This window comes from Shewanella sp. ECSMB14101, assembly GCF_000773485.1.
GTDB classification, from domain to species: Bacteria; Pseudomonadota; Gammaproteobacteria; order Enterobacterales; family Shewanellaceae; genus Shewanella; species Shewanella marisflavi.
Genome location: NZ_JSFF01000001.1, coordinates 413178 through 439553, shown reverse-complemented (window position 1 = coordinate 439553; position 26376 = coordinate 413178). Strand labels below are relative to the sequence as shown.

The following is a 26376-nucleotide window of genomic DNA, read 5'->3' as shown; positions in this document are numbered from 1 at the left end:
AATCAGCATCGTTAATCGAGCCAGAGTTCAGGCTCAGTTAACAAGTTCTCGCTTTCCTGGGACAACAAAGGGTTGTCCAACCGAAACAAACGCCGCTCGGCTAACTTAGCCCGATTCAACATACCTTCAGTGACAGCATGATGATAAAAGAGCTCATCGAAACTGCCATCCGCCAGAGCCGCTCGCAGGCCATACTCGATCCGCTCAGCCAGTCCCGGATTTTGTGGATTGACAAAGAAATAAAGGGGCGCCGGATAGACGATAACAAAGTGGGGATCCACCATCAGTGTGTCTTTGTCGGCTATCTCACCCCAAGGCTCATGCAGGGCGCGCAGAAAATAGTCGAAGCGACGTTTCTCCAGCATAGCCAGAAGATGGGGAGCCGCCCCACGTACTAAGGTAAAACCCTGGCGCTGCAAAATATCACTGTCGGGCCAGTCGATCCCCTGACCGACGGGAATCGCCTGCAACTGCTCTAGGCGAGTAATATTTGCAAAACGCGCTTCATCCTCCTTACGAATAATGGCGATTCGATGACCCATCAGCCCTTTTAGCAGCGGAAAATAGACCGCCCGCAACTGCTGCTCGCGGCTCATACTGGTCATGGTCCACACCACATCCAACTTGCCTTGCTCTACCAGTTTGATAGTTCGCCCTTGGGGCATCTCTAGCGGCACCGCTTGCATCTGATAGTCGCCAAACTGATCTCGGCTCTTCTCCATTGCCAGGCGCAGCAGATCGATATAATAGCTCTGCTTATTATCGACAAAGTGTGTCGATAAGTTATAACGAACCAGGACTGGGGTTTCCTCTGCCTGCGCAGTGCCACCATAGTTTATCAGCAAGCCTGCCAGCACGCTTACGATCAATCGCATCATCCACTCCTCCCTGGTGATCACTGTCCACGCCATGTATTACCGCCTAGCATGAGTATAGCAGCGCAAAAGCCATGCCCGCCTTCGTAAAAAGCCCCTCAAACTCTCACTAAAATGGTGTAAACTGTCGGGCCTGAATATTAGGTCATTAAGCCCCATGCCCCAAGAGACTATACCAACCAAATGTGAATGCCACCTCACCATCAAAGAGACCCAGACTGACGCCTGTGGCCAACTGGCTATGGCAAGCCAACTCTCAAAACAGGCGATAAAGCAGGCGATGACCAAAGGTGCTGTGTGGCTCACCCGAGGGAAATACACCCAGCGACTGCGCCGAGCAAAGAAACCACTACAAATCGGCGATGAGTTGCACCTCTATTACAATAGTGACGTGCTTAACCAAAGCGTCGACGACGCACAGTTAATCTTAGATAAGGGCGATTACAGCATCTGGTACAAACCCTACGCCATGTTGTGCCAGGGATCAAAATGGAGCGATCACACCACCATCAATCGCTTTGTAGAGACCCACCTCACGCCTCAGCGTCCGGCCTTCATCATCCACCGACTGGACAGAGCTGCCACTGGGCTGGTGATCATAGGTCACAGTAAGAAAACCACGGCGGCGCTGGCGGCTCAATTTGAACAGCGTGAGCTAGATAAGCAGTACAGGGTGATAGTTAAAGGTGAATTTCCCGAGGCGACCCGCACCATAGACACTGAGGTCGATGGCAAGGCCGCGCGCTCCCATGCCTCACTTATTGAATATGATCCCGAGCTTGATATGTCGCTGGTACAGGTAAACATAGAGACAGGGCGTAAACACCAGATCCGTATCCATATGGCAAGCATTGGCTACCCAGTCGTGGGCGACAGGCAGCATGGTGATGCCACAGCAGGCGATCCCAACCTGCAGTTGACCGCCTGCTTCCTAAATTTCACCTGCCCTGTGAGTCATGAGCCAATGCAGCTGGCGCTGCCCGAGGCGCTACAACCCAGTCTCTCCGCCCTTAAGGCTTGATCTGATCCTCTGGGGGCGTTAATGGCAGCGGCTCATCGCCGTCAAGCAACTCATCATAGCCCTTGGGCGGCGGGGTCCAGCCTCGATCGCTCATGGCATGCTTATCGGTACGATCCCTTGTCATGGCGGCCTTAATCGTCTCCTCTAACTCAATGAACAGCTTACGGTAGTTGTTGTCGAAACGCTCACCGCTGCTGTCATCTTTCCAGGCACGATAGAGCATATCTGAACTGCGCTTCTCGATACGCTTGAAGGTATTTTTCTGCTGCTCCACATGAAAAGGATGAAACCCCAAACATTTCATGGCATCGGCCCCTAACTCTAGCGCCGACAGCAGGGTCTCCTTCTGAATAAAATCGGCGCCCGCATCACGCAGTAGATAGGCATGGCCTCGGTCAAATGCCCGCGCTAATATCTTCACTTTCGGGTAGCTGTGTTTAACATATTTCACCAGCTCCACCGCCCCTTCGCGATTGTCCATGGCGACCACCAAGAGCGCCGCCTCATCTATCCCAGCCGTATGCAGCAGATCCGGTCGGGTGGCATCCCCAAAATAGCTTTTTACGTTAATGCTGCGCAGCATGTCGACCTGACTTATCTGATGATCCAGCACCACTGTCTTGATGCCATTGGCGCTGAGTAGACGATTAACTACCTGGCCGAATCGACCGACGCCAGCGATGATCACACTGCCGCGCTCATCAATTTGATCGGCTTCCCGCTCGGCGCTGCTGGTGCGATATTTAGGCTCAATCACCCGCTCGAATAAGATAAACAGACCAGGGGTCAGCATCATACTCAGGGCCACCACCAATGAAAGCTGCTGCGCCAACTCAACAGGTAACACATGGTTTTGCACCGTGAAGCTAAGCAGCACAAAGCCAAATTCCCCAGCCTGAGCAAGGCTCAGGGCAAACAACCAGCGATCGCTCTGACGGATCTTAAACACTAAGCTGAGCAGTAAAAGTACCAGCACTTTGAGCAAGATGATCCCCAGCGTCAGGCCAATGATCAGGCCAAAATCTTGCCAGAGGATGCCAAAGTCTATCCCGGCGCCCACAGTGATAAAGAAAAGCCCTAGCAGCAAACCTTTAAAGGGCTCAATATTGGACTCCAACTCATGGCGAAATTCACTGTTAGCGAGCACCACACCAGCTAAAAAGGTACCCAAGGCAGGCGATAGCCCGACCAAACTCATCAGCGCCGCAATGCCTATGACCAGCATGAGCGCAGTCGCGGTAAAGATCTCCCGCAGTCCAGAGGCAGCGACAAAACGAAACAGCGGCCGACTCAAGTAGTGCCCGCCTACCACCAAACTGGCGATTGCGGCGACGATAACTATGGCATAGGCCCAGGGCGGCAGCCCAGCCACCAGGCTCATCTCATCATGATGCTCGGCAACCTGAGTAGCCGCCTGCTGCGCCTTATCCACCAATTCGGGGAGCGCCAACAAAGGAATAAAGGCCAGCATAGGGATCACTGCGATATCTTGAAACAGCAATACCGAGAAGGCATTGCGTCCGCCATCGGTGCGGCTTAGCCCCTTTTCATTAAAGGTCTGCAGCACGATGGCCGTCGAAGAAAGCGCGAAAATAAGGCCTATGGTGAGAGCTATGCTCCACTGCACATCAGAATAGAGCGCGATAGCCATCACGGCTGCGGCGCTTAAGAACACCTGCAAGCCACCAAGCCCCATCAGGCGATGACGCATAGCCCAGAGCATTTTGGGCTCAAGCTCCAGCCCGACGACAAACAACATCATCACCACGCCAAATTCGGCAAAGTGTTGAATAACCCAGGTTTCATCGCCCACCAGGCCGATCACAGGCCCTATCACCACCCCGGCGATCAAATACCCCAGCACTGAGCCCAGACCAAACCGCTTTGCCAGGGGCACAGCTATTACGGCGGCAACCAGATAAATAAAAGCCTGTAGAAAATAGCTCGTCATGGCGCTTACCCCGTTATGATCTGATCAAGATGGCCGTTTAGCTTGGCCAGCTTAGCGGCCACTCGGCGATTGACTTTTCCAGCCACCAAGGCGCTCAACAGGGAACGCCAGTCACTCAGGTGCTGAGCCATCAGGCCATCTTCGATGGCGGTGCGCGCCCCAAACAGCGCAAAGGGTGGCAGATAGCGCATCCCTGTCAGGCTGGCGGTCTGCTCAAGGGGCGCCAATAGTTGTCTCAGGGTAAAATGGTTATAACCCTCAGTCTGGTAGGCCTCTTCCTTGCCCCCTGCTGTGATCGCGCAAAAAAAGGTCTTTTCTTTGAGCGCATTACCATCGGTGCCATAGGCAAAGCCATATTCAAGCACTAAGTCCTGCCACTCCTTCAAGATAGCGGGCGTCGAATACCAGTAGAGGGGAAACTGAAAGATCACCACGTCATGACTCAGCAATCGTTGTTGCTCCCGCTCGATATCGATATCAAATTCGGGATACTCACCGTAGAGATCCACTGCAGTGACGCCAGGAATCGTCTTGGCAAGGTTATACAGGGGAAGATTGACTTCGGATCTGTGCTGCGAAGGATGGGCCAATAACAGGAGTACAGCTTGGTTTTTCTCTGACATGAGGATCCATTCTCGAAGGTAAGCGAGCGGGCGCTGCGTCTAGTTAAAATAGCGCCTTACACCTTGTTCTTCAACCGCCACGCAGCTATCAGGAGAACAAAACTAACTGCCAGCCACCTAGGGAGTGCGGAAAAGAAGGAGACTCACGCCATCGTCTTGATAGCTATCTATCTGCACCATGCCAGCCTTTTCCAGTACCCGGCTAGAAGCTGGGTTATCAAGCATCACCTCGGCATAGACGCAGTCGATACCTAGGGTCTCGCGAGCATAGCGCAAACAGGCAGTGACGGCTTCAGTGGCAAGCCCTTTTCCCCAGTATTCGGGCAGCATACGATAGCCGATATCTATGCCACCCTGCCCTCGGTTAAGTAAGGATTCATACTTTATGCCACAGAAACCGATCAGCTGTTTATCAGCCTTGTTGATCAATGCATAACGGGCAAAACCATGTTCTCGGTACCCCGCCAGCCAATAGTTTTCTATGATCCGCTTTGCATCTTCCAGGCTCTTGACCGCATCTGCATCACCTGTATAGCGCACCACATCGGGATTCGCGGCAAAACGATACACATCCTCGGCATCCTCCAGCACAAACTGGCGCATGCACAGCCTGGGGGTATCGATAAGGATCGACCCGCCGTAAGAGTTACTCCTGCTCATCTTTATACTCATGTTCCCAAGGAGTGATAGCGTTCATATCATCAAGATCATAAGGCGTCAGCTGGTAGACATAATAGTTGAGCCAATTGCTGACCAAGAGACTGCCATGACCATGCCAGCGAGCCACTGGCGGCTGGCTGGGATCGTCATTGCGAAAATAGTTTTTCGGCACCTTAGGGCTAAGCCCCTCGGCAAGATCCCTTTGATACTCATCGCTTAAGGTCGATTTTTGATATTCGGGGTGCCCCATCACGAACAAGTTGCGGTTGTTGCGGCTCAGCACCAAGTAAGCGCCCGCCTCATCGGACTCGGCCAACACCTGCAGATCCTTGTGAGCCTTGAGATCCTGCACATCCATTTCGGCAAAGCGAGAGTGAGGCGCAAAAAACTCATCATCGAAACCGCGCAGCAAAGGGAAATGTTTACAGGTTCTTTGATGGTTAAACACCCCTGAACGCTTAGCCGACAGCAGTTTGCGCTGCAAGCCGTAGAGATGATACAGGGCCGCATGAGCTGCCCAACACAGAAAGAGCACAGAGGTGACATGCTCTTGCGACCAGTCGATGATCTCACGAATATGGTCCCAGTAAGTCACCTCTTCAAATTCAATTTGCCCTAAAGGCGCACCGGTAATGATCAGGCCATCGTAATTTTTGTGACGAACCGCCTCAAAATCACGATAGAAGTTGTCCATATGATCGATAGAGGTGTGCTTAGAGGCTTTATCGTGAATACGCAGCAGATCCACATCCACCTGTAGCGGCGTGTTGCCGAGTAATCGCAACAGCTGAGTTTCAGTCTCTATCTTGTTTGGCATCAGATTCAAGATCAGCACCTTCATCGGTCTGATATCCTGATTTGCCGCCCGGGTTTCGGACATAACAAAGATATTTTCTGATTCGAGTATTTCCGCCGCTGGCAGATTATCGGGAATTTTTACCGGCATACCGCGCCTCTTTCGATCTCGTTAACAAACAACCACATAGGGCCAGTAATCGCTATCGGCGCGGTGTTTAATCTTACCTACCGACGCGCTGCACTAACACTGAGATAGGCGAGCTATCGCCTAAATCTATGGGGTACGATTGAGTATTAATAAACATCAGCTTGCCATCTAAAGTGATCTTGGCACCGACTGTGTACCTATGGCCTGCCTCAAACTGATCCCTAGGAATGACAAAATTAAAAGGTGCAGGCGTTGTCACATCGACTCTGTCAAAGGCCGCCAACACCACAGCAGGGGCATCCATCTTAGACACATCCTGAATTTGCACCGATAGCACAGCCTCAGGCGGTAACGCCATACGCTCCTTAAACCACACTTCCCCTTGGATCTCCACACTGGCATTGGGTGTCGCACAAGCTGCCAGTAAACCAGCGCTCATCGCCATTGCCACTACCGGGCTTAACCATCTGTTCATACTCTTGCTCCTAATCATACATCAAGACTTCTGGATGTCCACATGTCTATATTATAAATCTTGTTCTCAATCAGATATCTTCATATCATAGGCTAACCATTTGATGTCGAATAGTCTCATGTCTCAAGCTACAGCCATAATTGTGGGCGCCAGCTCACTTGTCAGTCGCGAAATCGCCAAACAACTCGCCGAGCAAGGTGTCGAACTGGCACTTCTGGCACAAGATACCGAATCACTTCAAGAGTTTGCCAATGGGCTGCCCACAAAAGTCAGCCTGCATCCATTGGCCATTACCGAGCCCAAGGCAATTATCAACACCCTAGAGTCTGTATGGCAGCAACTCGGTGGCGCCCACCTTGTGATAGTCAATACTGGCCTCAACGGCTATGATGCCTCGCTGCCATGGCAACTTGACCAAGATATTATTACCGTCAATGTGCAGGGCTACAGCGCCATATGCAATACGGCATTTCGATTATTTGTCGAACAGGGCTATGGCCAACTAGCGGCCATCAACTCTATCGCCGGTCTACGTGGCGGCCCTAACGTGGCCTACCACGCCTCTAAGGCCTACGCCAGCAGTTACCTAGAGGGGCTAAGTATGCATGCCCAACGCTTAAAGCTGCCAATCACTATCACAGATCTGCAGTTAGGCTTGCTGGACAAAGCCGCCATGCAGAAGAGTCGCCTCTGGCTATCACCGCCCCAAGAGGTCGCCCGTCAGGCCATCAAGGCGATGCAGAAGGCAAAGCGCAGAGCCTATATCACCAAGCGCTGGAGACTCGTCGCCTGGCTAACTAAGCTGCTACCAGAATTTATCTACAACACCCGTCACTGGCGCACCAAAGAAGAACGTAAAGCGGCAAAAGCAGCTAAAAAGACGCAGTAACCTGATACGTTAAAAATAGACAACAAAAAAGGAGCCCTTTGGCTCCTTTTTTATTATCGAAAACTCAGATTTAGAAAGTGTAACCAAAGCTCACCATGTAAACCCATGGGTCGATGTCGGTTTCAATTTTCACAGGAACATCGCCTAAATTGAATTTAACATCAGTGCTGATTTGTGCATACCAAACAGAAGCGTTAAACAGCCAATTCTTATTGAATTGATAGTCAAAACCTACCTGCGCAGCCCATCCCCAAGAGTTACTTAGGCTAAGGTCAGTCAATGCGCCATCCAGATCATTAGTGAATTCGTTATCGAAGAAGTTAGTGAAGTTCACACCCACACCGATATAAGGACGCACGCTAGACTCGGCAGAACCGAAGTAATACTGAGCCACTAAAGTTGGTGGCAGGTGCTTAGTCTCTGCAATCTTGCCTACGCCATCTAAAGAGACATCATGGCTAAATGGCGTTGCCGCTAATAGCTCAATACCCCAGTTATCACTCAGCATGTAACCAAAGTTAAGACCTAATTGGGTATTGTTACTAACATTGAACTCACCAAAACCAGCAACATCTTGGCTAGATTCGTTAGGGGCAACAACAGCGGCGCCAGCACGAATAATAACATCACCAGCTTGGTGTGCAGAGGCTGTAAATCCAGTAGACAGTAGGGTGGCAGCGATCAGACCTGAAACGATAGTTTTTTTCATCATACTACTCCATTAACACAACAGTTACTGTTGTTTTTATTATCAAATTCCTTACATTTGCGCGTATCCTGCCAGACAAATAACGAGGAGTTATTGATCTAAATCAACAAGCCTAACTTGTACCTCTTTTTAAATACCCCGACACGATACAGATCACACAAAACAAACAAATATCGACAATACACCTTTTATTACTGTGACAAGCATCCGGCTTGCCCACTTATTGAGCGCCGAATTGGCAAAGCTAAGCGAAATGGTAATTTACAATCCATTAACACAGGTTTTGGCACTATGAAAAGAGAGGGGGAAGAGAGAAAAGAGAGGGAAAGAGAGAAAAAGAGAAATAGCGGTCATTGAAATCCCTTTGTGTAATTGAGTTTTTAGGCAAAACAAAGGTGCAGGCTCAGGACAACCCTGGGGACGTCAAAAAGCCCAGTACATCCTAAGCTCTACATCTGATGAGGGAGATAAGAAATTGGTTAGGTAAATAGAAGACAGCTGCTGCGATTTAACCAGTCGCTCGGCTTGTAAAAAGCTAGCGTTTACACTATTTGCCCTAACGGGCTGGTGACTAGACACTGATGCCAAACAGCAGAAAGCATAAGGCGAGAGTCAACAGTCCAAGATTGGCCAGCAACACTTGGCTCTGCGCTTCTGTCAGCTCAGCAAAATCTATAGCCGCATCTTCCTTAGCTGCCAAATCTTGATGTGAGCCTGTTTTATCTGTTAAGTCTTGACGGCGAGAACCGCCAATAAAGGAAGTTGGGGTGGGCAGCTGGAATTCAGCGACCATTCCTGGTTGTGAACTCATCAACGCCTTGGGGTTGTTGTGTCTATCGAGAGGGTTTTCTTGAGTTAGCGCCGCTTCGGGCAAACTCCCAATAAGATGATGACTGCCGACAAATTGCATCTGCTCTTCCTTGATTATTATTATCTCTCCACCCTATTGGATAAAATATAACAAATCAACATTTCATAGTGCGCTACTGAATGAAATTTTCTCAAGATTCATCCTTTGTAAAACATGTCAGAGCAATAGAGCAATCCGCTAAGAATGAATAGATAAATCATAGAGGCATAAAAAAGGAGCCCTAGGGCTCCTTGTTATTATCTGGTGCTATTTAACCAGTTTCATCACCACCTCAGTGGTGTATTTACCGTTATTGATCACCGGAAACTTATCGTAAGTTTGGAAGATCACCTTCCCCTGATACTGAATCATTGCCACCACACCATAATTGACGTGGCTTTCAATGGTCTCTCGGGCAAAGGTAAATTTAAACGGCACGGGAGCCCTGGCAATATCAAAGGTTTTCTGGGCGACGATGACACCAGGGGTATCGAGATCGATCACAGCTATAGTCACGCTGCATCCCTGAGGCAGGTTAACCCTTTCCAAATAGCCAGCGGCTCCGTTGACGATAATGGGTGGCTCTGGCTCTACAGTCACACACCCCGCCAACATCAGCAGTAAAGTGGCTAAAATGACTTTCATTTTAATCTTCATTTCTTTCAACCTACCTAAATCCTTTATCCCTGTGTTAATCGAATCAAACCTTCCTGGGTAGCCGATGCGACTAACTCACCGGACTCAGTATAAAACTCGCCGCGAACAAACCCCCTACTGCCACTGGCATTAGGACTCTCAATGCTATAAAGCAACCATTGACTCAAATCGACGGGACGATGGAACCACATAGCATGATCTATGGTCGCCATACGCATACCCGGAGTTAAAAACGACACGCCATGTGGCTGAGCCGCCGTAACCAAGAAGTTAAAGTCAGAAGCATAGGCCAGCAGATACTCATGAACAGAGAGATCATTTGGCACCTTGCCATTGGCACGGATCCACACATAGCGCTTGGGATCACTCTGCTTGGGTGCCACAGGTGTCGATGGATTCACCAAACGCATCTCCAAAGGCGAGTCAGCCATATACCTCTCAAGCACCTTAGTTGGCACCTTATCTGTCAGGGTCATCGCCAACTCTTGCTGATTCAGTAAACCCTCAGGGCCTGGCACATCAGGCATTTGGTTTTGATGATTGAATCCGGTTTCTGGCTTTTGAAAAGAGCAGGTCATGTAAAAGATGGGTCTACCCTTCTGAATCGCCTTTACCCGGCGTGCACTAAAGCTACCACCGTCGCGCATATTCTCGACATCATAGACAATAGGTAGCTTTTCATCACCGGCGCGCAAAAAATAGGAATGGAAGGAGTGAACATGACGTTCGGCGTCAACCGTTTGCGCTGCAGCGCTCAAAGCCTGCCCCATTACCTGACCACCAAACACATGACCAAAACCCAGATCTTGGCTTTGCCCCCGATAGAGGCCAGCCTCTATCTGCTCTAGCGATAATAGGGATAACAAATCATCTAACACGTGACTCATACGATCTCACCGATATTTTATCTAACTTGACCGTTAAGCTTACCTTAAACGACGCTAACCTTACTAGCTTAACCTGAGCTTCTCTTAGCCCCTTGCAGCAAAGTTTTGCCCCAGTTAACAAGCTTGTCATCTCGCTAAGCCGAGCATCACATCCCAGCCAAAGCCTATGGGCAACAAAGCCTAAAACCGCTCCGCAACTCAAGAAGTTAATGCAAGAATAGTGGACAGGATCAGCAAGTCGAATATAGCACTACTCTATATCAACGTTATGCTCGGCGGCACTGCGCTTAGCCCAAGCCGTCACCTGCTCCTCACCACTCTCATGATATAAATATGGCTGGGCGCGGTAGAGTTCGTCCCAACGATGGGCGATCTCCTCAGGCTTACAGCCATCTTCTATAATGCGCAGCGGCTGACATTCGACAAACATTCCGTGACTGACACTGCCGGCGGCAACCAGCAGATGTTGGCCAGTGCAGGCCTTGGCAGAACAAAGATACAGGAGTGCGGCATTAACCGACGAGGTACTAAATAAGGGTTTCACCAGAGGGCTAAGGTGATGTTCTGTCATAGGAGTGAGCGCCTGAGGCACTAAGGTGTTGACGTAAATATTATATTCCCGTCCCTCCTTAGCCAGGCTATTGACCAGACCTACTAGCGCCATCTTACTGGCACTGAAATGGGTTTCGTGCATATCCCCATAGAGACCACTGGCGCTGCCCGTCATAACGATACGGCCATAATTTTGCTGTTTCATTAACGGCCAGACCAATTTAGTCAGGTGAAAGCTGCCATTGAGATCCACATCCAATTGCTGCTGCCACTGTTCAAAGCTCAAAGTATCGAAAGGCACGGTTGAGTGGACCCCGGCGTTATTGATCAAAATATCAATACGTCCCCAACGGGTCATGACAGTATCTACCGCCTCTTTTAAGGCCTGAGGATTACGAACATCGAGTTGAAATGTCAAACAATCGGCACCCAGCCCTGCTAGGGTTTTGGCTGTCTTGTTGAGACCAGCACCACTATATGTCTGGCAGCCGCTATCCGCGATACCTGAATCGATAAGGACCACGCGTGCGCCGCGCTCGGCTAAAGCAATCCCATAGGCCCGGCCTAGGCCGGATCCAGCCCCTGTGACAATGGCAACCTGTTCATCAAAACGCATTACCCTATTCCTTGTCTTACCCTTCGAGGAGACTGCCGACGAGGTTTACGCATAATTCTATATAAATTAATTAGATAAGCTTAAACCAAAGCTCACAGTTTCCTACTGTCAGACAGCTATCACAGCATATAAAAAGGGATATGTCTTTGAGGCTAGCTGCAAATTTATGCTTAAAATCACTTGGAGATGTGCGCCGCTTCAAAAATACACAAAGTTTTAACAGTGCCGTTAAACTTTGTTAAAACTGATAGCAAGCAGAAGTGGCAAACCACACAAATAAAACGAAGCTGTTCACATAATGCTAATTCAAGCGCTTCATCGAGTTCGCCTTTTTTGCTATGCTTGGTCAACGTTTGTCGAGCTTCGCTCCCATCCCCACCCTAACAACTACGAACTCACATAATGAATCCCTGGATTTTGGCGACACGCCCCCGTACTTTACCTGCAGCCATTGGCCCCCTTTTGGTCGGCAATGCGCTTGCACTTTCACTAACGCAATTTAGCTGGCTGATTGCTGCCACCTCAATGCTGTGCGCCCTGCTGCTGCAGATCGCCGTCAACCTCGCCAACGACTACTTCGACTTTAAGAGTGGTATCGATACCGAAGAGCGACTAGGCCCGGTACGAGTCACCCAAAGTGGCCTGCTTGCCCCCAACAAGGTACGCAATGCCATGGTGGCTTGCTTAGTGCTGGCGCTATTAGTTGGCTCACTATTGATTTACCACGGTGGCTGGCCTATCGCCATCTTAGCCGCGGCCTCAATACTCGGCGCCCTGGGGTATAGTGGCGGCCCCTATCCGCTGGCCTCACATGGCCTTGGTGAGGTCGCCGCCTTTGTCTTCTTCGGCTTGGTTGCCGTCGTAGGCAGCTACTATCTGCAGGCCAATGACACCAGCATTGCCGCCTGGATTTTAGGCAGTGCCATCGGCCTGTTTAACGCCGCCGTAATGCTGGTCAACAATACCCGCGACATTCCCACAGATACCAAAGCGGGCAAGCACACCCTGGCGGTTAAAATTGGCGAAGGGCAAGCCAGAGTCCTATATCAGGCACTGGTATACCTACCTTTTGCACTCATCATTGGTGGCTTCTTGCTGGGCTTACTACCTGGTCTGCCTGTCTTACTCGGTGGACTCTCTCTGGTATTGGCGCGTAAATTAAACAGCGAATTTAGCCAAACCTCGGGGGCGGCATTAAACCCCCTATTAGGGCGCACCGCCAAGCTCACGGTGATCTTTAGTGCCCTGTTCAGCTTAGGACTGGCTCTGGCGTAAACGTCAGGCTAAATACAAATAGCCATAAAAAATGCCAGCGAAATGCTGGCATTTTTTATAGCGAGTCGATGGAAAGATCACAGGCAGTATTCGTTGCCATCTTTTGAAGTGAACTCCTTGCAATGCTTATCGGCTTGGCCAGTCACCAGGCTGGTCCAGCTGCGCTGACAAGGGCTCTGCTCGCTATTAACTATCGTCATCAATGCCGCCTCGACCTGTACATCATTGATGCCTGCCAGATCATGACGTCCCTGCTCACCTCTACGATCGATGGCAATCTCAATATGAAAACCATTATTTTTCAGCACTAGAGAGCTAGGCTCACACTTGTGACCCGACAGCGCCACAAACTGTTTTGGCTGTGCCAGACCACTCTGGCTGCCATCGGCGAAGAAAGCTAGCAGTTGCTTGTAGTAAATCACATAGCTGCAGACATCCTGATGCGAACCCTGATCCAGGGGAAAATACTGATCTAAGATCTGCTTGGCATAGGTCAAGGTATCTTGCTCCTGACCTTGTGGGGCCAGAGCGTTATTTCCGTTTATCAGTGTCATTGGCATTACCTGCTTGATGAAGTTGTAAATACTCTGGTCTAGTTGCTCTGTATGCATATTCATCGCCTCATCCCTCATATTTCGTGATCGCTATGTGACTCGCTGAGGAGATATTTCCCTTACAGCTTAGTGTGACGCTCAAGGGCTAATAGATTTCCCCGATTGCTTAATTTGTAGTCTAGCCACTTTTTCATTACAATTTCACAATAGAAATTTCACAGTGTGAATTTTACAAAATGAAGACAAATAGCAGCTTGATGAGAAAGTCGCATTTTCTGGGCACTAAGATACGCAACCTCAGAAAACGCAATAACCTAACTATGGAAGATCTGTCAGCCCGCTGTATTAGGGTTGATGCCGACTCAGCCCCTTCAGTCTCTTACCTGTCGATGATAGAGCGCGGTAAACGCGTGCCCAGTGCAGGCATGCTGGCCGTGATTGCGGCGGTGTTTCAAAAAGAGGTCGACTGGTTTCTCGACGATGCCCCCGAGGAGCAGGCTATCACCCCGGTCAAAGGCTCCCGCGGTGGGATAAGCGGCATGGCGCTGGAACCCAGTTTTCTGTTTTCCAATGAAATTTTACAAATTGCCATTCCTGAAATGCTGTCGCAAACCGGGATCAGCGGTCGCCAGTTCGCTCACCTTTTAATTCGCGCCCATCAGGAGCATCACCAAAACCACTTTCCCGATTTAGAGCGCGCCGCCGAAGAGGTGGGCCTAAAACGCATGCCATTAAGCCTGGAGGATCTATTGGCTATCGTGCAGCGCCTCGGTCTGGTGGTGAAATGGTTTTCCCGCGCGCCCAAGGCAATCCGCGAAGAGGCTGGAGCGACCCAACAACATATCATCACCTCCTACTTCGAGTTGCCCAACAAAATCTGTCTTAACAAGTTGCTTAACCAGCATACCCGCCGACTCAAGTATGACTTGGCGGTGCACATAGGTCATAGCGTGCTACACAACAAAGATGGCCTGAAAAGCATCATGGTGGCCGGTCGCAGCCATGGCACAAGCTTAGTGGAAGAAGCCGATCTTAGGCCTCAATCATCGACCGTCGATGCCCAGGATATACTGCACGCCTGGCGCGATTTTGAATCCAGCTTTTTCGCTGGCGCCCTGCTCTGCCCTAAGGTGCCCTTCAGGCAGCTATTGGACAGACATGGTTACGAGATAGACGTTGCCAGGTTGGTGGATGTTTCCCCCTCGGTGGCCATGCGCCGCATGACGGCGGTTTCCCCCTATAGCCACTGGCACTATTTCGATGCCTACTCCCCCGGGAAGCTTAAGGCCGTCTATCGAGGTAACGGCATTCCGCTGCCCTGGGGCAATATGCGTCAAGTGGAAGATCCCTGCCAGCACTGGGCAGTATTTAGAATGATTAACGCCACCACCCAAGGCTCATCGGCACAAATCTCCATCTTAGATGTGGCCAACGAGCCAAAGATCTACTGCTGCGAGTCGATTCGGGTAAAGGATCTTGCCGGTAATCCCCACGTGCTGTGCGCCGGTATCGACCTCAACCCCGCCATCGAGGCCCAGGGCGGCGACGCTAATCAAGTGGCCCAACAACTCAAAGAGGCCTGTGTCGACAATGGCGGTTCATCGCCCCTCCCCAGCAATATCAAGACAGATATCAAGCGGGTGGCTAAGATCCTCAACATCAACTGGGTGGAGCGCGGCATCGACAGTGAAGCCAGGCTCATCTGCGCCCGCGGTGCCAGCTGTCCCCGTAAGCCCAGTTGTTACGAGAGTGGCGGCTGTCAGGGCTAACGTCAGCCAGCGCCAAATTTAGATATAAAAAAACCGCTAACTGGTATCAGTAGCGGTTTTTTATGTTCATCAGCAATTAGAGCTTCTCTAGCGTGCGCTCGCTATGACTCCAGTTGAGGTGATATTTTTCACCGGCTGGCTTATCGATACGTTCAAAGGTATGGGCGCCGAAGAAGTCACGCTGACCTTGAAGCAGATTAGCCGGCAGGGTCTCGCAGCGATAGCTATCGTAATAGGCCAGCGCCGAACCGATACAGGGTACGGGCACACCACTCATGATCGCCTTGGCCACGGCCTGACGCCAATCTTGCTGCTTGGCCGATAATGCCAGACTGAAGGTCTCAGCCATCAGCAGGTTAGCGAGAGGCTGACCTGCGGTTTGTGCCTGTTGATAGGCCTGGGTGATAGATTGCAGGAAGGTAGCACGAATAATACAACCGGCACGCCATATCTTAGCAATTTCGGCAAAATCCAACTGCCAACCACGCTCCTGCGCATTCATCGCCATCAGCTGGAAGCCTTGGGCGTAACAGGCGATTTTGGCGCAATAGAGGGCATTTTCCAGCTGGTCGATAAAGACTCCGCGCTCATCTTCGCTTAAGCTCAGCGGCGCAGGACCGGCCAGCAACAGGCTCAACTGCTGGCGCTGTTGTTTCTGGGTGCTTACCGCCCGGGCGTATACGGCTTCGGCGATAGTGGGCGCCGGACAACCAATTTGCAAACTGCTCACCGCCGTCCACAGACCTGTGCCCTTCTGCCCCGCCTTGTCTAAGATCATCTCGACCAATGGCTTGCCTGTTAAGGGATCCGCCTGCGACAAGACGTCAGCACTGATCTCCATCAGATAACTGTTCAGGCTGCCCTGATCCCAGCGGGCAAAGATCTCGCCGACCTCTGCTGCACTTAACCCTAAGCCTTCGCTGAGCAGCTGATAAGCCTCACAGATCAGCTGCATATCGGCATACTCGATGCCATTGTGAACCATCTTCACATAGTGGCCGGCGCCAGCCGGACCAATGTAAGTGGTACAGGGCTCGCCCTCTGTCACAGGGTTACCAAGCTCTTGACGCTCGATAGGCAAACCCGTTTGCGGGTCAACCTTGGCCGCAATCGCTTCCCAAATCGGCTTAATTCTGTCCCACGCCTTAATATCGCCGCTGGGCATCAAAGAGGGGCCAAAACGTGCCCCCATCTCACCACCTGAAACGGCGCAGCTAAAGAAGATAAATTGATCTTTATACTGGGCTTCACGGGCCACGGTATCAGTCCAAAGGCTGTTGCCGGTATCGACCACGATATCGTCGGCTTCGATACCTGCTTGAAGCAATGCATGGCAGACGCCATCGACAGGCGCCCCGGCCGGAACCGATAACACCAGAATGCGAGGTTTTGCGAGACTAGATAACATTTCTGAAAGATTGCTACATCCTTCAATACGTTGAGGTTTATCGGCAGGACGTTCTTTTTGCTCCTGCTCCAACAAGGCATCTATCTTGGCACTATCAAGATCGAAGGCGGCGACACGGTAATGGTTGTCGGCAATATTAAGCGCCAGATTTTTGCCCATGACGCCTAGGCCAATCACGCCAATATCGAGGAGGTCTGAGTGATTTTGCATTAGATTTTTCCCATGGGAAACAGAGACTGTCTACACCTATCTTTTATTATAGTCTGGACTATCTGAGTTAAATCATAAGCTTAAAAAAGGTTATGACGACAACTGCGAGTCACATAGTCGATAGGCACGAAATTGGTCGCGATTATACAAAAATTGGTAAGTTAATTACTAGGAAAACTCCCCGCTCACTGGCCGCATTTCAGAACAGTGTTTTCGCTTTTCACATCAAGCACCTGGACTAACCGACATTGAGATCTTGGGTCAGATTAAGACAGATCAACCTTAGCTGCTCGAGCTGCTCATCCGATGCTGTCACCTTAGCGAGCAATTGCTGCTTCAACGCCAGGGCATCCTGTTTAAGCGCCTCACCGACCTGAGTCACCTGAATCACCTTCTTTCGCTCATCACGGCTGTCCACATGGCGCACCACGAGTCCCTTGGCCTCAAGGCGCTTCACTATGGGGGTTAAGGTGCCCAAGTCTAAACGAGTCGCTAGGGAGAGATCCGTCAGGCTGGCGTTATCTTTCAGCCACAAGGCCTGCATCGCCAGATACTGGGGATAGGTAAGATCGCACTCTTGCAATAAGGGACGATAGGCGCGCACCAAGGCATTGGCGGCGGTATAGAGGGCAAAGCAGACGTTATCTGACAGGCATTCGCCGCCCTGTTCTAGGCTATCGCCCGCGGCGGCATCAGTTGTCACTTGTACTTCACTCATCTGCTTACTCATTATTTTTACCGTTTTTGACTCGAACTATTACTAAGGCTCTGCACTTTAGCGCCGCCAGCCACCTTAGCCTACAACTATCTTAACAAAATGAACGCAAGATATTGGGCAATAAAACGCATTACTTTGCGCACAAAGTATTTGCATTGCGCTCAATTTGTTTGTAGAGTTTACCACAATTAGTTAGCGCGCAAAGTAAAAAGAGGTTTAATCTATGCAAGCACAAGAGATACTGTTGGCCAGCCGTCCACAAGGCATGCCTACCCATGCGAATTTCAGCCTAAAACAGATCGAGTTACCACCACTCAAGGCCGGAGAATTTCTGGTAAAAAACCTATGGATGTCGGTCGACCCCTACATGCGTGGCCGCATGGTAGACAGAGAGAGCTATATCGCGCCGTTTGCCTTGGGCCAAGTATTAGAAGGCGGCGCCATTGGTGAGGTGATCGAATCTAACCATGTCGATTTCCCAGTCGGTAGCAAGGTGAGCAGCATGAAAGGCTGGCGTAGCCACTACATTACCGACGGAGCTGATCACACTCTGTTACCCGAGACCCCCTTATCTGAATCCCACTTCCTTGGGGTGTTGGGTATGCCAGGTATGACTGCCTGGACTGGCCTTAATCGCATTGCCCAGTTAAAAGAAGGCGAGACACTGTTTGTCTCAGCCGCCTCTGGCGCCGTGGGCAGTGTTGCCTGTCAGTTGGGTCTCTTGATGGGGGCCAAGGTCGTTGCGTCTGTGGGCTCAGACGAGAAAGCCGAAGCGCTCAAGGCGATGGGCATAGAGCAGGTGATCAACTATAAGCGCACCACTAACCTGAGTCAGGCACTCAAAGAGGCGGCCCCTCAAGGGGTAGATGTCTACTTTGAAAACGTCGGCGGCGAGCATTTAGCCGCAGCGCTGGATAACATGAACGACCATGGTCGTATTGCCGTGTGTGGCATGATCGCCCAGTACAATGAAACCGAGCCAACTCCAGGCCCAAGCAACCTTGCCTATATCATCATGAAAAAGTTGAGAATCGAAGGCTTTATCGTGTTCGAACACTGGCAGCACTATGGCGAGTTTACCCAGCAAATGAGTCAGTGGCTGGCAAATGGCCAGGTTAAGGCAGAGCAGACCATATATGAAGGACTGGACAATGCTCCGGCAGCCTTTATCGGCCTGTTTGAAGGCAAGAACCGAGGTAAGATGCTGGTTAAACTCGCCTAACTAGCATCCTTGAAGATACTTCAAATAAACCGGCTCTATGCCGGTTTTTTTTACGATAATTGACACTGTCTTATGCTGCCGGGATTGTACTATCAGAGCCCGAAATACAGAAAAGCTGCGCCAATTAGGCGCTATATCAATTAGCCCGTATATAAGTTATCCAAAGGCCTAGCTTTGCTATCTAGCAGCCCAGCTTATTACTCTATCCTTCATCTTAAAAACAAAAAGCCTGCAAAAATGCAGGCTTAACCAGTCAGTGCTAAAAGATTATTTTAATTTTAATAGGCCAATCAACACACAGATGGCGCCACCAACCATACCAGCCCAAGCCTCAATGGGCGTATCGCCGTTGACCGCTCGGGTGATCTGCGAACTGGTTGAGTCATAGATGTTATACCCCCACCAGGCTAACGCTACGCCGATGACCAACAACACTATTCCTAGATACTTACTCTTCATTTTCCCCAACCTTTTGGATTAAAGTGCCATCTCAGCATACGACAGCTTAAAACTATTTATCAATGGCGATATTTAAACCGCAGGCGAAAAGCTTCTCCTTGCTAAGATAAACTTACGCTACTGCTGCAGCGGCTTATACTTGAGCGCCCCTATCTCTTTACGACTCCTGTATACGAGCCTTATACAAGCGGCATTTGGCTGCAATTGATAACGCGCATCGATACCTTTAAGTTGCAAAGTGAAGCCGACATTAAAAAAGGGCCCTAGGGCCCTTTTAAATCGTGAAAGACAAACACCTTAAACGTGAGCGTCGGCATAACCCATGCGGGTCAGGGCGTTGCGTACCAACTCCAGCGTGTAGGGGTCTTCGATAGTCGCCGGCATCTTGAAATCCTGGTTGTCGGCAATTTTACGCATGGTACCGCGCAAGATCTTACCCGAGCGAGTCTTGGGCAGTTTAGGCACGGCGCTCACCAGCTTAAAGGCGGCCACTGGGCCAATCTGCTCACGTACCAGGGCGATCAGCTCCTTGTAAAGCTGTTCGTCGCTGAGATCGCAGCCTTTCTTGAGCACCACTAACCCCAGTGGCACCTGTCCCTTAAGCTTGTCATCCACCCCGATCACCGCCGCCTCGGCCACCGCCTCATGCTGACAAAGCACCTCTTCGAAGCGCCCGGTCGACAAACGGTGACCGGCCACATTAATGATGTCATCGATGCGGCTCATGATATAGAGATAACCCTCTTCATCCATGTAACCGGCATCCCCTGTGAGGTAGTAACCCGGATACATGGAGAGGTAACTCTCCTTGTAGCGCGCCTCGTTTTGCCACAGGGTCGCCAGCGTGCCCGGTGGCAATGGCAACTTGATCACTACGTTACCTGACTGATTCGGCGCGACACTATCGCCCATCTCATCGAGCACCTGCACGTCATAACCTGGCACAGCCTTAGCCGGAGATCCGGCCTTGACCGGCACAGGCGCGGTACCCATCAGGTTAGCCGCGACCGGCCAACCGGTTTCTGTCTGCCACCAATGATCGATCACCGGCTTATTGAGCTGCTGCTCGGCCCAGTGCAGGGTATCCGGGTCGCAGCGCTCGCCAGCGAGGAATAAAGTGCCGAGACAACTAAGATCCACACCCTCAAGGTAACTGCCCTCTGGGTCATCACGTTTAATGGCGCGGATCGCCGTCGGCGCGGTAAAGAAGCTCTTTACCCCATATTTGGCAATGGTGCGCCAGAAGATGCCAGGATCTGGCGTGCCCACGGGTTTGCCCTCAAACAATACTGTGGTGGCGCCCACTAATAAGGGGCCGTAGACAATATAGGAGTGGCCAACAACCCAGCCCACGTCCGAAGCCGCCCAGAAAACATCACCCGGGTCGATATCATAGATATGCTTCATCGACCAGGCGAGTGCTACCGCATGACCGCCATTATCGCGCACCACACCTTTGGGTTGGCCTGTGGTCCCCGAGGTATACAGAATATAGAGCGGATCGGTCGCATCCACCGTCTGGCACTCGATATTGGGCGCATCGGCCACTGCGCTCTGCCAATCTATGTCGCGGCCATCGACTAATTCGGCCTGCAACTGAGGACGGTTGAGGATCACACATTGCTCCACCTGATGGCTTGCCTGTTCGAGGGCATCATCCAGCAGCGGCTTATAGGCCACCACGCCCGATGGCTCCACGCCGCAGGAAGCGGAAAGGATCATCTTAGGCTTGGCATCGTCGATACGGGTCGCCAGCTCGTTGGCGGCAAAACCTCCGAACACCACTGAGTGAATCGCCCCTAACCGCGCACAGGCCAGCATGGCATAGGCGGTCTCTGGCACCATGGGCATATAGATGATCACCCTGTCGCCTTTGGTCACGCCCTGGCTGGCCATATAACCGGCCAGTCGGCTCACCTGGGCTTGCAGCTCGTTATAGGTGATCCCATATTCGGTGTCCGTAATCGGGCTTACATATTGAATCGCCACCTGCTCGCCGCGCCCAGCTTCAACGTGACGGTCGACCGCGTTATAACAGGTGTTGAGTTGTCCGCCGCTAAACCAGCGATACATAGGTGCCTGACTATCATCGAGTACCCGCTCGAACGCCTTGTCCCAGACTAAGGCGCCAGCGGCCTCGGCCCAAAAGGCGTTGGGATTGTCGATAGATTCCTGGTGTAACTGATTATGCAAATCCTTCATATGATCTTCTCCGAATGACATGCGAGCGCCGTTGACGCCGACATATCGGCTTCCCCTTCCATACGATTTGGCTTATGCGCCATAGATCACATTATGGAGCCAAGTGACACTTTTCCCATTAGACCTTTGCCTAAGGGAGGTGCGACCAAGTCCCCTGTGTGCTCTGCGTCGGCTTACAGGCCTGAATACAAGGGTTGGTTCGCGGCAAATGACCCAAATTCTTTGCAAGAAGTACAACACAGCAGGCTGGCCAGTAAACTACGCCCTTCGGCGCTTTCACAGCAACCGGCTCTCTGCGTTATCTGACTTTGCCTGGCTCCGGCATGCCTTCAGTCAGACGCCTTGAACGCCAATTGCTGTGTAAGCCACTCTCTATAAAAGAGAAGGCCACTAGGACTTATTCGCAGCCTCCCTAACCTAGCCCCAAAGTCAGGACTGGTGGTTATTCCACCAGTTATCACTAAGATTTTTACAGCCAAATGGGCCAATCCGACCACCAAAATCTTTACCTTTACGTAAACTTCATATATCGTGCTAGACAAGTTAATCAATATGGTATTTTTTCGATGAGCGACAAACACAGTCCACAGACCACCTACTCTATCAGCGACCTTTCAAAGGAGTTCGACATTACTACCCGTAGTATCCGCTTCTATGAAGATCAGGGGTTGTTGAAACCCAAACGCCGCGGGCAAACCCGCATCTATGGTCTGAAAGATCGTGTGCGTCTCAAGCTGATCTTAAGAGGTAAACGTCTGGGCTTCTCCCTCGCCGAAACTCGCCGCCTGTTTGAGCTATATGACGCCGACAAGAACAGCAGTACTCAGCTACATACCATGCTGGAATTGGTGGAAGAGAAAAAATCGGCCCTGCAACAGCAGATGGACGACATCAAGGTGGTCTTGATGGAGCTCAACTCTGCCGAGCAACAGTGCCGCGCTGCCCTGGAGCAGCAAGAACAAGCCTAAGGCACCAAAAATCCATATCGAGTTAACACAGCAACAAATTGAACACAAGCAAGGCTGGATAAACCGGCCTGATAAAAATTATAAAAATTAGACCTGTAGGATAAAACAATGACTCAACTCTACTCCTCTCTCAACTTTGGCCTAGGTGAAGATGTGGACATGCTGCGTGACGCAGTGCAAAGCTTCGCCGCCAACGAAATCGCCCCTATCGCCGCGAAAGTCGATCAGGAAAATGCCTTCCCTAACGAGCTATGGCCTGTACTGGGCGAAATGGGTCTGCTTGGGGTCACAGTGCCTGAAGAGTACGGCGGAGCAGACATGGGTTACCTAGCCCACGTGGTGGCCATGGAAGAGATCTCCCGCGCCTCGGCCTCAATTGGCCTGAGCTACGGCGCGCACTCAAACCTGTGTGTTAACCAGATCAATCGTAACGGTAATAGCGAGCAGAAGGCCAAGTACCTGCCCAAGCTGGTTAGCGGTGAGCATATCGGCGCATTGGCGATGAGCGAGCCTAACGCGGGTTCAGATGTGGTTTCTATGAAGCTGAGCGCCCGTAAAGAGGGTGACCGTTATATCCTTAACGGCAACAAGATGTGGATCACCAATGGCCCAGATGCCGACACCTATGTCATCTACGCTAAGACAGATATGGACAAGGGCCCACACGGCATCACCGCCTTCATCGTTGAGCGTGGTTTCAAGGGCTTCAGTCAGGCGCAAAAACTCGACAAGCTGGGCATGCGCGGCTCTAACACCTGTGAGCTGGTGTTCGAAGATTGCGAAGTGCCAGAAGAGAACATCCTTGGCGGCCTCAACAACGGCGTTAAGGTGCTGATGAGCGGTCTGGACTATGAGCGCGTAGTGCTTTCAGGCGGCCCGTTAGGGATCATGACCGCCTGTATGGATATCGTGGTGCCTTACATTCACGAGCGCGAGCAGTTCGGCAAGTCTATCGGTCAGTTCCAGCTGGTACAGGGCAAGCTTGCCGACATGTACACAGGCATGAACGCCGCCAAGTCTTACATCTATAACGTCGCCAAGTCATGCGATCGCGGTGAGACCACACGTAAAGACGCTGCTGGTGCCATCCTCTACAGCGCGGAGCTCGCTACCAAGATGGCACTGGATGCTATCCAGCTGCTGGGCGGCAACGGCTATGTTAACGAATACGCCACGGGTCGCCTGCTGCGCGATGCCAAGCTCTATGAGATTGGCGCCGGCACCTCAGAGATCCGTCGCATGCTGATCGGCCGCGAGCTGTTCAACGAGTCGAAATAATCGAATGCGTAAAGTAGGCCGGATCCTGTCCGGCCTCGGGCGGGCAATCGCCGCTTCCCGTTCACCACAGTCTTAAAAGGAACCAAGCCGTGACGCAACTGAGCAGTCAAATCAATCCCCGCAGCGACGAGTTTAAGGCCAAGCATCAACAGATGAGCCAGGTGGTCGCCGATCTCAAATTAAAACTGTCTGAAATCGAACAAGGCGGTGGCGCCGTGGCCATGGAGCGCCACCTCTCCCGTGGCAAGCTGTCACCACGTCAACGTGTCGAGAAGCTACTGGATCCCGGCTCACCGTTTCTGGAGATCTCCCAATTTGCCGCCTACCAGGTCTATGAAGACGTAGTACCGGCTGCGGGCATTATCGCAGGTATCGGTCGCGTCAGCGGCGTCGAGTGCATGATCATCGCCAACGACGCCACGGTAAAAGGCGGTACCTATTATCCACTGACGGTGAAGAAACACCTTAGGGCCCAGGAGATCGCCGAGCGCTGTCACCTGCCCTGCATCTATCTGGTGGACTCAGGCGGGGCAAACCTGCCGCGCCAGGACGAGGTATTTCCCGACAGAGATCATTTCGGCCGCATCTTCTATAACCAGGCCAAGATGTCCTCAAAAGGCATTCCACAGATCGCCGTGGTGATGGGCCTGTGTACCGCAGGGGGAGCCTATGTACCCGCCATGGCCGATGAATCGATCATCGTCAAAGAGCAAGGCACCATCTTCCTCGCGGGACCACCATTAGTGAAGGCCGCGACCGGTGAAGAAGTCTCGGCAGAAGAGCTGGGCGGCGCCGAGGTGCATACTAAGATCTCAGGCGTAGCCGACCATATGGCGCAAAACGATGACCACGCCCTCGAACTGGCGCGCAAGGCAGTGACCCGACTCAATCACAACAAGCAGATCGCCAGTCAACTAAGTCCAGCTAAACCGCCTAAGTTCGATATCAATGAACTTTACGGCATAGTCGGCACGGATCTGAAGAAGCCTTTCGATGTCAAAGAGGTGATTGCCCGCATAGTGGATGACTCAGATTTCGACGAATTCAAGGCGAACTATGGCGCCACTCTGGTGTGCGGTTTTGCCCGCATCCACGGCTACCCAGTTGGCATAGTCGCCAACAACGGCATCCTATTCTCCGAGTCGGCGCAAAAAGGCGCCCACTTCATCGAGCTCTGCTGCCAGCGCAAGATCCCACTACTGTTTTTGCAAAACATCACTGGCTTCATGGTGGGTAAGAAGTATGAGCACGAAGGGATCGCCAAACACGGCGCCAAGATGGTGACCGCCGTTTCCTGCGCCACTGTACCTAAATTTACCGTGATCATCGGTGGCTCATACGGCGCCGGTAACTACGGCATGTGCGGCCGCGCCTTCGAGCCGACCATGATGTGGATGTGGCCTAACGCCCGCATCTCTGTGATGGGCGGCGAGCAGGCAGCCGGCGTTTTGGCAACCGTACGCCGTGACGGTCTGACCCGTAAAGGGGTGGAATGGTCCGCCGAAGATGAGGCCGCCTTCCGCGCCCCTATCGTGGCTCAATATGACAAGGAGGGACATCCTTATCATGCCAGCGCCCGACTGTGGGACGATGGCATTATCGACCCTGCCCAAACCCGTGACGTGGTCGGCCTTGCCCTCTCTGCAGCGCTCAATGCGCCAATTGAGGAGACTAAGTTTGGCGTATTCCGCATGTAATGCGCCGCTTTAGTCAGCAATCGATAACGCAGAGGCAAGGAAGGATACTCATGACAAGCCAAACAATCGCACAAGAATTTAAATACTTAAGCTGCGCCCTAAGCGACGGGGTCGGCGAGATGGTGCTTGACCGCGCCGACAAACATAACGCCTTCGATGAGGTGATGATTGCCGAGATGATCGCCGCCCTCGACCTGTTCGCCAAAGATGACAACTGTCAGCTGTTGGTGCTTAAGGCCAATGGTCGTAACTTCAGCGCCGGCGCCGATCTCAACTGGATGCGCAAGCAAGCCAAGATGGATTTCGAGCAAAACTTGAGTGACGCCAACGAGCTGGCGACCCTGATGCACAAGCTGGACAAGTTCCCCAAGCCGACACTGGCCTTGGTACAAGGGGCAGCCTTTGGTGGCGCTCTGGGGCTAATCTGCGCCAGCGATATCGCCATCGCCGACAGCCGCGCCAGCTTCTGCCTGAGCGAGGTAAAGCTCGGACTTATCCCAGCGGTGATCAGCCCCTATGTGGTCCGTGCCATGGGCCAGCGCGCCTCGCGCCGCTACATGCTGACCGCCGAGCGTTTCGACGCCCAAACGGCACTTAAGCTCAATGTGATCCATGAAATTAACGATGACCTCGATGCGGCCAGTGCGCCCATCATCACGGCGCTCAAGGGCAATAGCCCTCAAGGCATGGCCTGGGTCAAGACCCTGCTGTCACGCCTAGAAGATGGTGTTATCGACCAGGAAACCCTGGCCTACACCAGCGAGCGTATCGCCCGCATTCGCGTCTCAGACGAGGGCCAGGAGGGGCTAAACGCCTTCTTCGAGAAGAGAAGCCCAAGGTGGAACGCCTAATGAAGCCAGAGATCATCTTAGACCCTATTGCCCTACCAGTTCGGGGAGCACGCT

At 51.7% G+C, this 26376-nt stretch carries 25 protein-coding genes; 9 read left to right on the top strand and 16 right to left on the bottom strand.

Going from position 1 to position 26376, the window contains the following annotated elements:
• Positions 1–11 precede the first annotated feature (11 nt).
• A complete protein-coding gene (locus NY07_RS01925) occupies positions 12–878 on the bottom strand; it encodes a hypothetical protein (protein ID WP_033537637.1) in 867 nt (288 codons plus the stop codon).
• A 154-nt stretch (positions 879–1032) separates the two neighbouring features.
• On the opposite strand from NY07_RS01925, the gene NY07_RS01920 reads away from it, so the two are divergent.
• Positions 1033–1896 (top strand): RluA family pseudouridine synthase, encoded by an 864-nt coding sequence (locus tag NY07_RS01920; protein WP_033537636.1) that lies wholly within the window; start codon positions 1033–1035, stop codon positions 1894–1896.
• Here NY07_RS01920 and NY07_RS01915 read toward each other — a convergent pair.
• From NY07_RS01915 to NY07_RS01895, 5 genes are all read right to left on the bottom strand, one after another.
• A complete protein-coding gene (locus tag NY07_RS01915) occupies positions 1886–3847 on the bottom strand; it encodes a monovalent cation:proton antiporter-2 (CPA2) family protein (protein ID WP_033537635.1) in 1962 nt (653 codons plus the stop codon). The genes NY07_RS01920 and NY07_RS01915 overlap by 11 nt on opposite strands.
• 5 nt (positions 3848–3852) lie before the next feature.
• Complete coding sequence (locus NY07_RS01910; RefSeq protein ID WP_033537634.1) at positions 3853–4470, bottom strand: NAD(P)H-dependent oxidoreductase; 618 nt, start codon at positions 4468–4470, stop codon at positions 3853–3855.
• Between the two features lie 117 nt (positions 4471–4587).
• A complete protein-coding gene (locus tag NY07_RS01905) occupies positions 4588–5130 on the bottom strand; it encodes a GNAT family N-acetyltransferase (protein WP_033537633.1) in 543 nt (180 codons plus the stop codon).
• Positions 5117–6076 carry a homoserine O-acetyltransferase MetA gene (gene metA / locus NY07_RS01900; RefSeq protein ID WP_033537632.1) on the bottom strand — a complete coding sequence of 320 codons (960 nt, stop codon included), beginning with the start codon at positions 6074–6076 and terminating at the stop codon, positions 5117–5119. The genes NY07_RS01905 and metA overlap by 14 nt, the downstream gene beginning before the upstream one ends.
• A 73-nt stretch (positions 6077–6149) precedes the next feature.
• Positions 6150–6551 carry a YbaY family lipoprotein gene (locus NY07_RS01895; protein ID WP_033537631.1) on the bottom strand — a complete coding sequence of 134 codons (402 nt, stop codon included), beginning with the start codon at positions 6549–6551 and terminating at the stop codon, positions 6150–6152.
• Positions 6552–6669: 118 nt separating this feature from the next.
• On the opposite strand from NY07_RS01895, the gene NY07_RS01890 reads away from it, so the two are divergent.
• A complete protein-coding gene (locus NY07_RS01890) occupies positions 6670–7440 on the top strand; it encodes an SDR family NAD(P)-dependent oxidoreductase (protein ID WP_033537630.1) in 771 nt (256 codons plus the stop codon).
• A gap of 70 nt (positions 7441–7510) precedes the next feature.
• Here NY07_RS01890 and ompW read toward each other — a convergent pair whose 3' ends face one another.
• The 5 genes from ompW to NY07_RS01865 all read right to left on the bottom strand — a co-directional run bounded on the left by ompW (position 7511) and on the right by NY07_RS01865 (position 11711).
• Positions 7511–8152: an outer membrane protein OmpW gene (gene ompW, locus NY07_RS01885; RefSeq protein ID WP_033537629.1), complete on the bottom strand. Its 642-nt coding sequence runs from the start codon at positions 8150–8152 to the stop codon at positions 7511–7513.
• Between the two features lie 568 nt (positions 8153–8720).
• Positions 8721–9059: a hypothetical protein gene (locus NY07_RS01880; protein ID WP_033537628.1), complete on the bottom strand. Its 339-nt coding sequence runs from the start codon at positions 9057–9059 to the stop codon at positions 8721–8723.
• A 207-nt stretch (positions 9060–9266) separates the two neighbouring features.
• On the bottom strand, positions 9267–9656 hold the full coding sequence (locus NY07_RS01875) for a YbaY family lipoprotein (RefSeq protein ID WP_033537627.1): 390 nt from the start codon (positions 9654–9656) through the stop codon (positions 9267–9269).
• Between the two features lie 23 nt (positions 9657–9679).
• The gene (gene tesB / locus NY07_RS01870) at positions 9680–10543 is read right to left on the bottom strand and encodes an acyl-CoA thioesterase II (RefSeq protein WP_033537626.1); all 864 of its coding nucleotides are present in this window, start codon (positions 10541–10543) and stop codon (positions 9680–9682) included.
• A gap of 250 nt (positions 10544–10793) precedes the next feature.
• Entirely contained in the window at positions 10794–11711 is a 918-nt protein-coding gene (locus NY07_RS01865; protein WP_033537625.1) for an SDR family NAD(P)-dependent oxidoreductase, read from the bottom strand.
• A 402-nt stretch (positions 11712–12113) separates the two neighbouring features.
• On the opposite strand from NY07_RS01865, the gene NY07_RS01860 reads away from it, so the two are divergent.
• Complete coding sequence (locus tag NY07_RS01860) at positions 12114–12986, top strand: 1,4-dihydroxy-2-naphthoate polyprenyltransferase (protein WP_033537624.1); 873 nt, start codon at positions 12114–12116, stop codon at positions 12984–12986.
• Between the two features lie 77 nt (positions 12987–13063).
• On the opposite strand, the gene NY07_RS01855 is transcribed toward NY07_RS01860, so the two are convergent.
• The gene (locus tag NY07_RS01855; protein WP_033537623.1) at positions 13064–13603 is read right to left on the bottom strand and encodes a malate synthase; all 540 of its coding nucleotides are present in this window, start codon (positions 13601–13603) and stop codon (positions 13064–13066) included.
• Between the two features lie 173 nt (positions 13604–13776).
• On the opposite strand from NY07_RS01855, the gene NY07_RS01850 reads away from it, so the two are divergent.
• The gene (locus NY07_RS01850; protein WP_033537622.1) at positions 13777–15309 is read left to right on the top strand and encodes a DUF3612 domain-containing protein; all 1533 of its coding nucleotides are present in this window, start codon (positions 13777–13779) and stop codon (positions 15307–15309) included.
• A 76-nt stretch (positions 15310–15385) separates the two neighbouring features.
• Here the strand turns inward: NY07_RS01850 and gndA are convergent, their stop codons facing one another.
• Together gndA and NY07_RS01840 are read right to left on the bottom strand one after the other, a co-directional pair.
• Entirely contained in the window at positions 15386–16927 is a 1542-nt protein-coding gene (gene gndA, locus NY07_RS01845) for an NADP-dependent phosphogluconate dehydrogenase (RefSeq protein WP_033537621.1), read from the bottom strand.
• A gap of 238 nt (positions 16928–17165) precedes the next feature.
• Positions 17166–17645, bottom strand: a complete 480-nt coding sequence (locus tag NY07_RS01840; RefSeq protein WP_235363878.1) for a MarR family winged helix-turn-helix transcriptional regulator — start codon at positions 17643–17645, stop codon at positions 17166–17168.
• Positions 17646–17868: 223 nt separating this feature from the next.
• Between NY07_RS01840 and NY07_RS01835 the strand changes: the two genes are divergently transcribed.
• Positions 17869–18867, top strand: a complete 999-nt coding sequence (locus NY07_RS01835) for an NADP-dependent oxidoreductase (protein ID WP_033537619.1) — start codon at positions 17869–17871, stop codon at positions 18865–18867.
• 267 nt (positions 18868–19134) lie between these two features.
• Here NY07_RS01835 and NY07_RS01830 read toward each other — a convergent pair whose 3' ends face one another.
• Positions 19135–19326 carry a DUF3185 family protein gene (locus tag NY07_RS01830; RefSeq protein WP_033537618.1) on the bottom strand — a complete coding sequence of 64 codons (192 nt, stop codon included), beginning with the start codon at positions 19324–19326 and terminating at the stop codon, positions 19135–19137.
• Between the two features lie 297 nt (positions 19327–19623).
• Positions 19624–21528, bottom strand: a complete 1905-nt coding sequence (locus tag NY07_RS01825) for a propionyl-CoA synthetase (protein WP_033537617.1) — start codon at positions 21526–21528, stop codon at positions 19624–19626.
• 566 nt (positions 21529–22094) lie between these two features.
• On the opposite strand from NY07_RS01825, the gene NY07_RS01820 reads away from it, so the two are divergent.
• From NY07_RS01820 to NY07_RS01805, 4 genes are all read left to right on the top strand, one after another.
• On the top strand, positions 22095–22496 hold the full coding sequence (locus tag NY07_RS01820; protein WP_033537616.1) for a MerR family transcriptional regulator: 402 nt from the start codon (positions 22095–22097) through the stop codon (positions 22494–22496).
• 108 nt (positions 22497–22604) lie between these two features.
• On the top strand, positions 22605–23774 hold the full coding sequence (locus tag NY07_RS01815; RefSeq protein WP_033537615.1) for an isovaleryl-CoA dehydrogenase: 1170 nt from the start codon (positions 22605–22607) through the stop codon (positions 23772–23774).
• An 89-nt stretch (positions 23775–23863) separates the two neighbouring features.
• The gene (locus tag NY07_RS01810; RefSeq protein ID WP_033537614.1) at positions 23864–25471 is read left to right on the top strand and encodes a carboxyl transferase domain-containing protein; all 1608 of its coding nucleotides are present in this window, start codon (positions 23864–23866) and stop codon (positions 25469–25471) included.
• 50 nt (positions 25472–25521) lie between these two features.
• Positions 25522–26322, top strand: coding sequence for an enoyl-CoA hydratase-related protein (locus tag NY07_RS01805; protein ID WP_033537613.1), 801 nt, complete (start codon positions 25522–25524; stop codon positions 26320–26322).
• Positions 26323–26376: the final 54 nt, after the last annotated feature.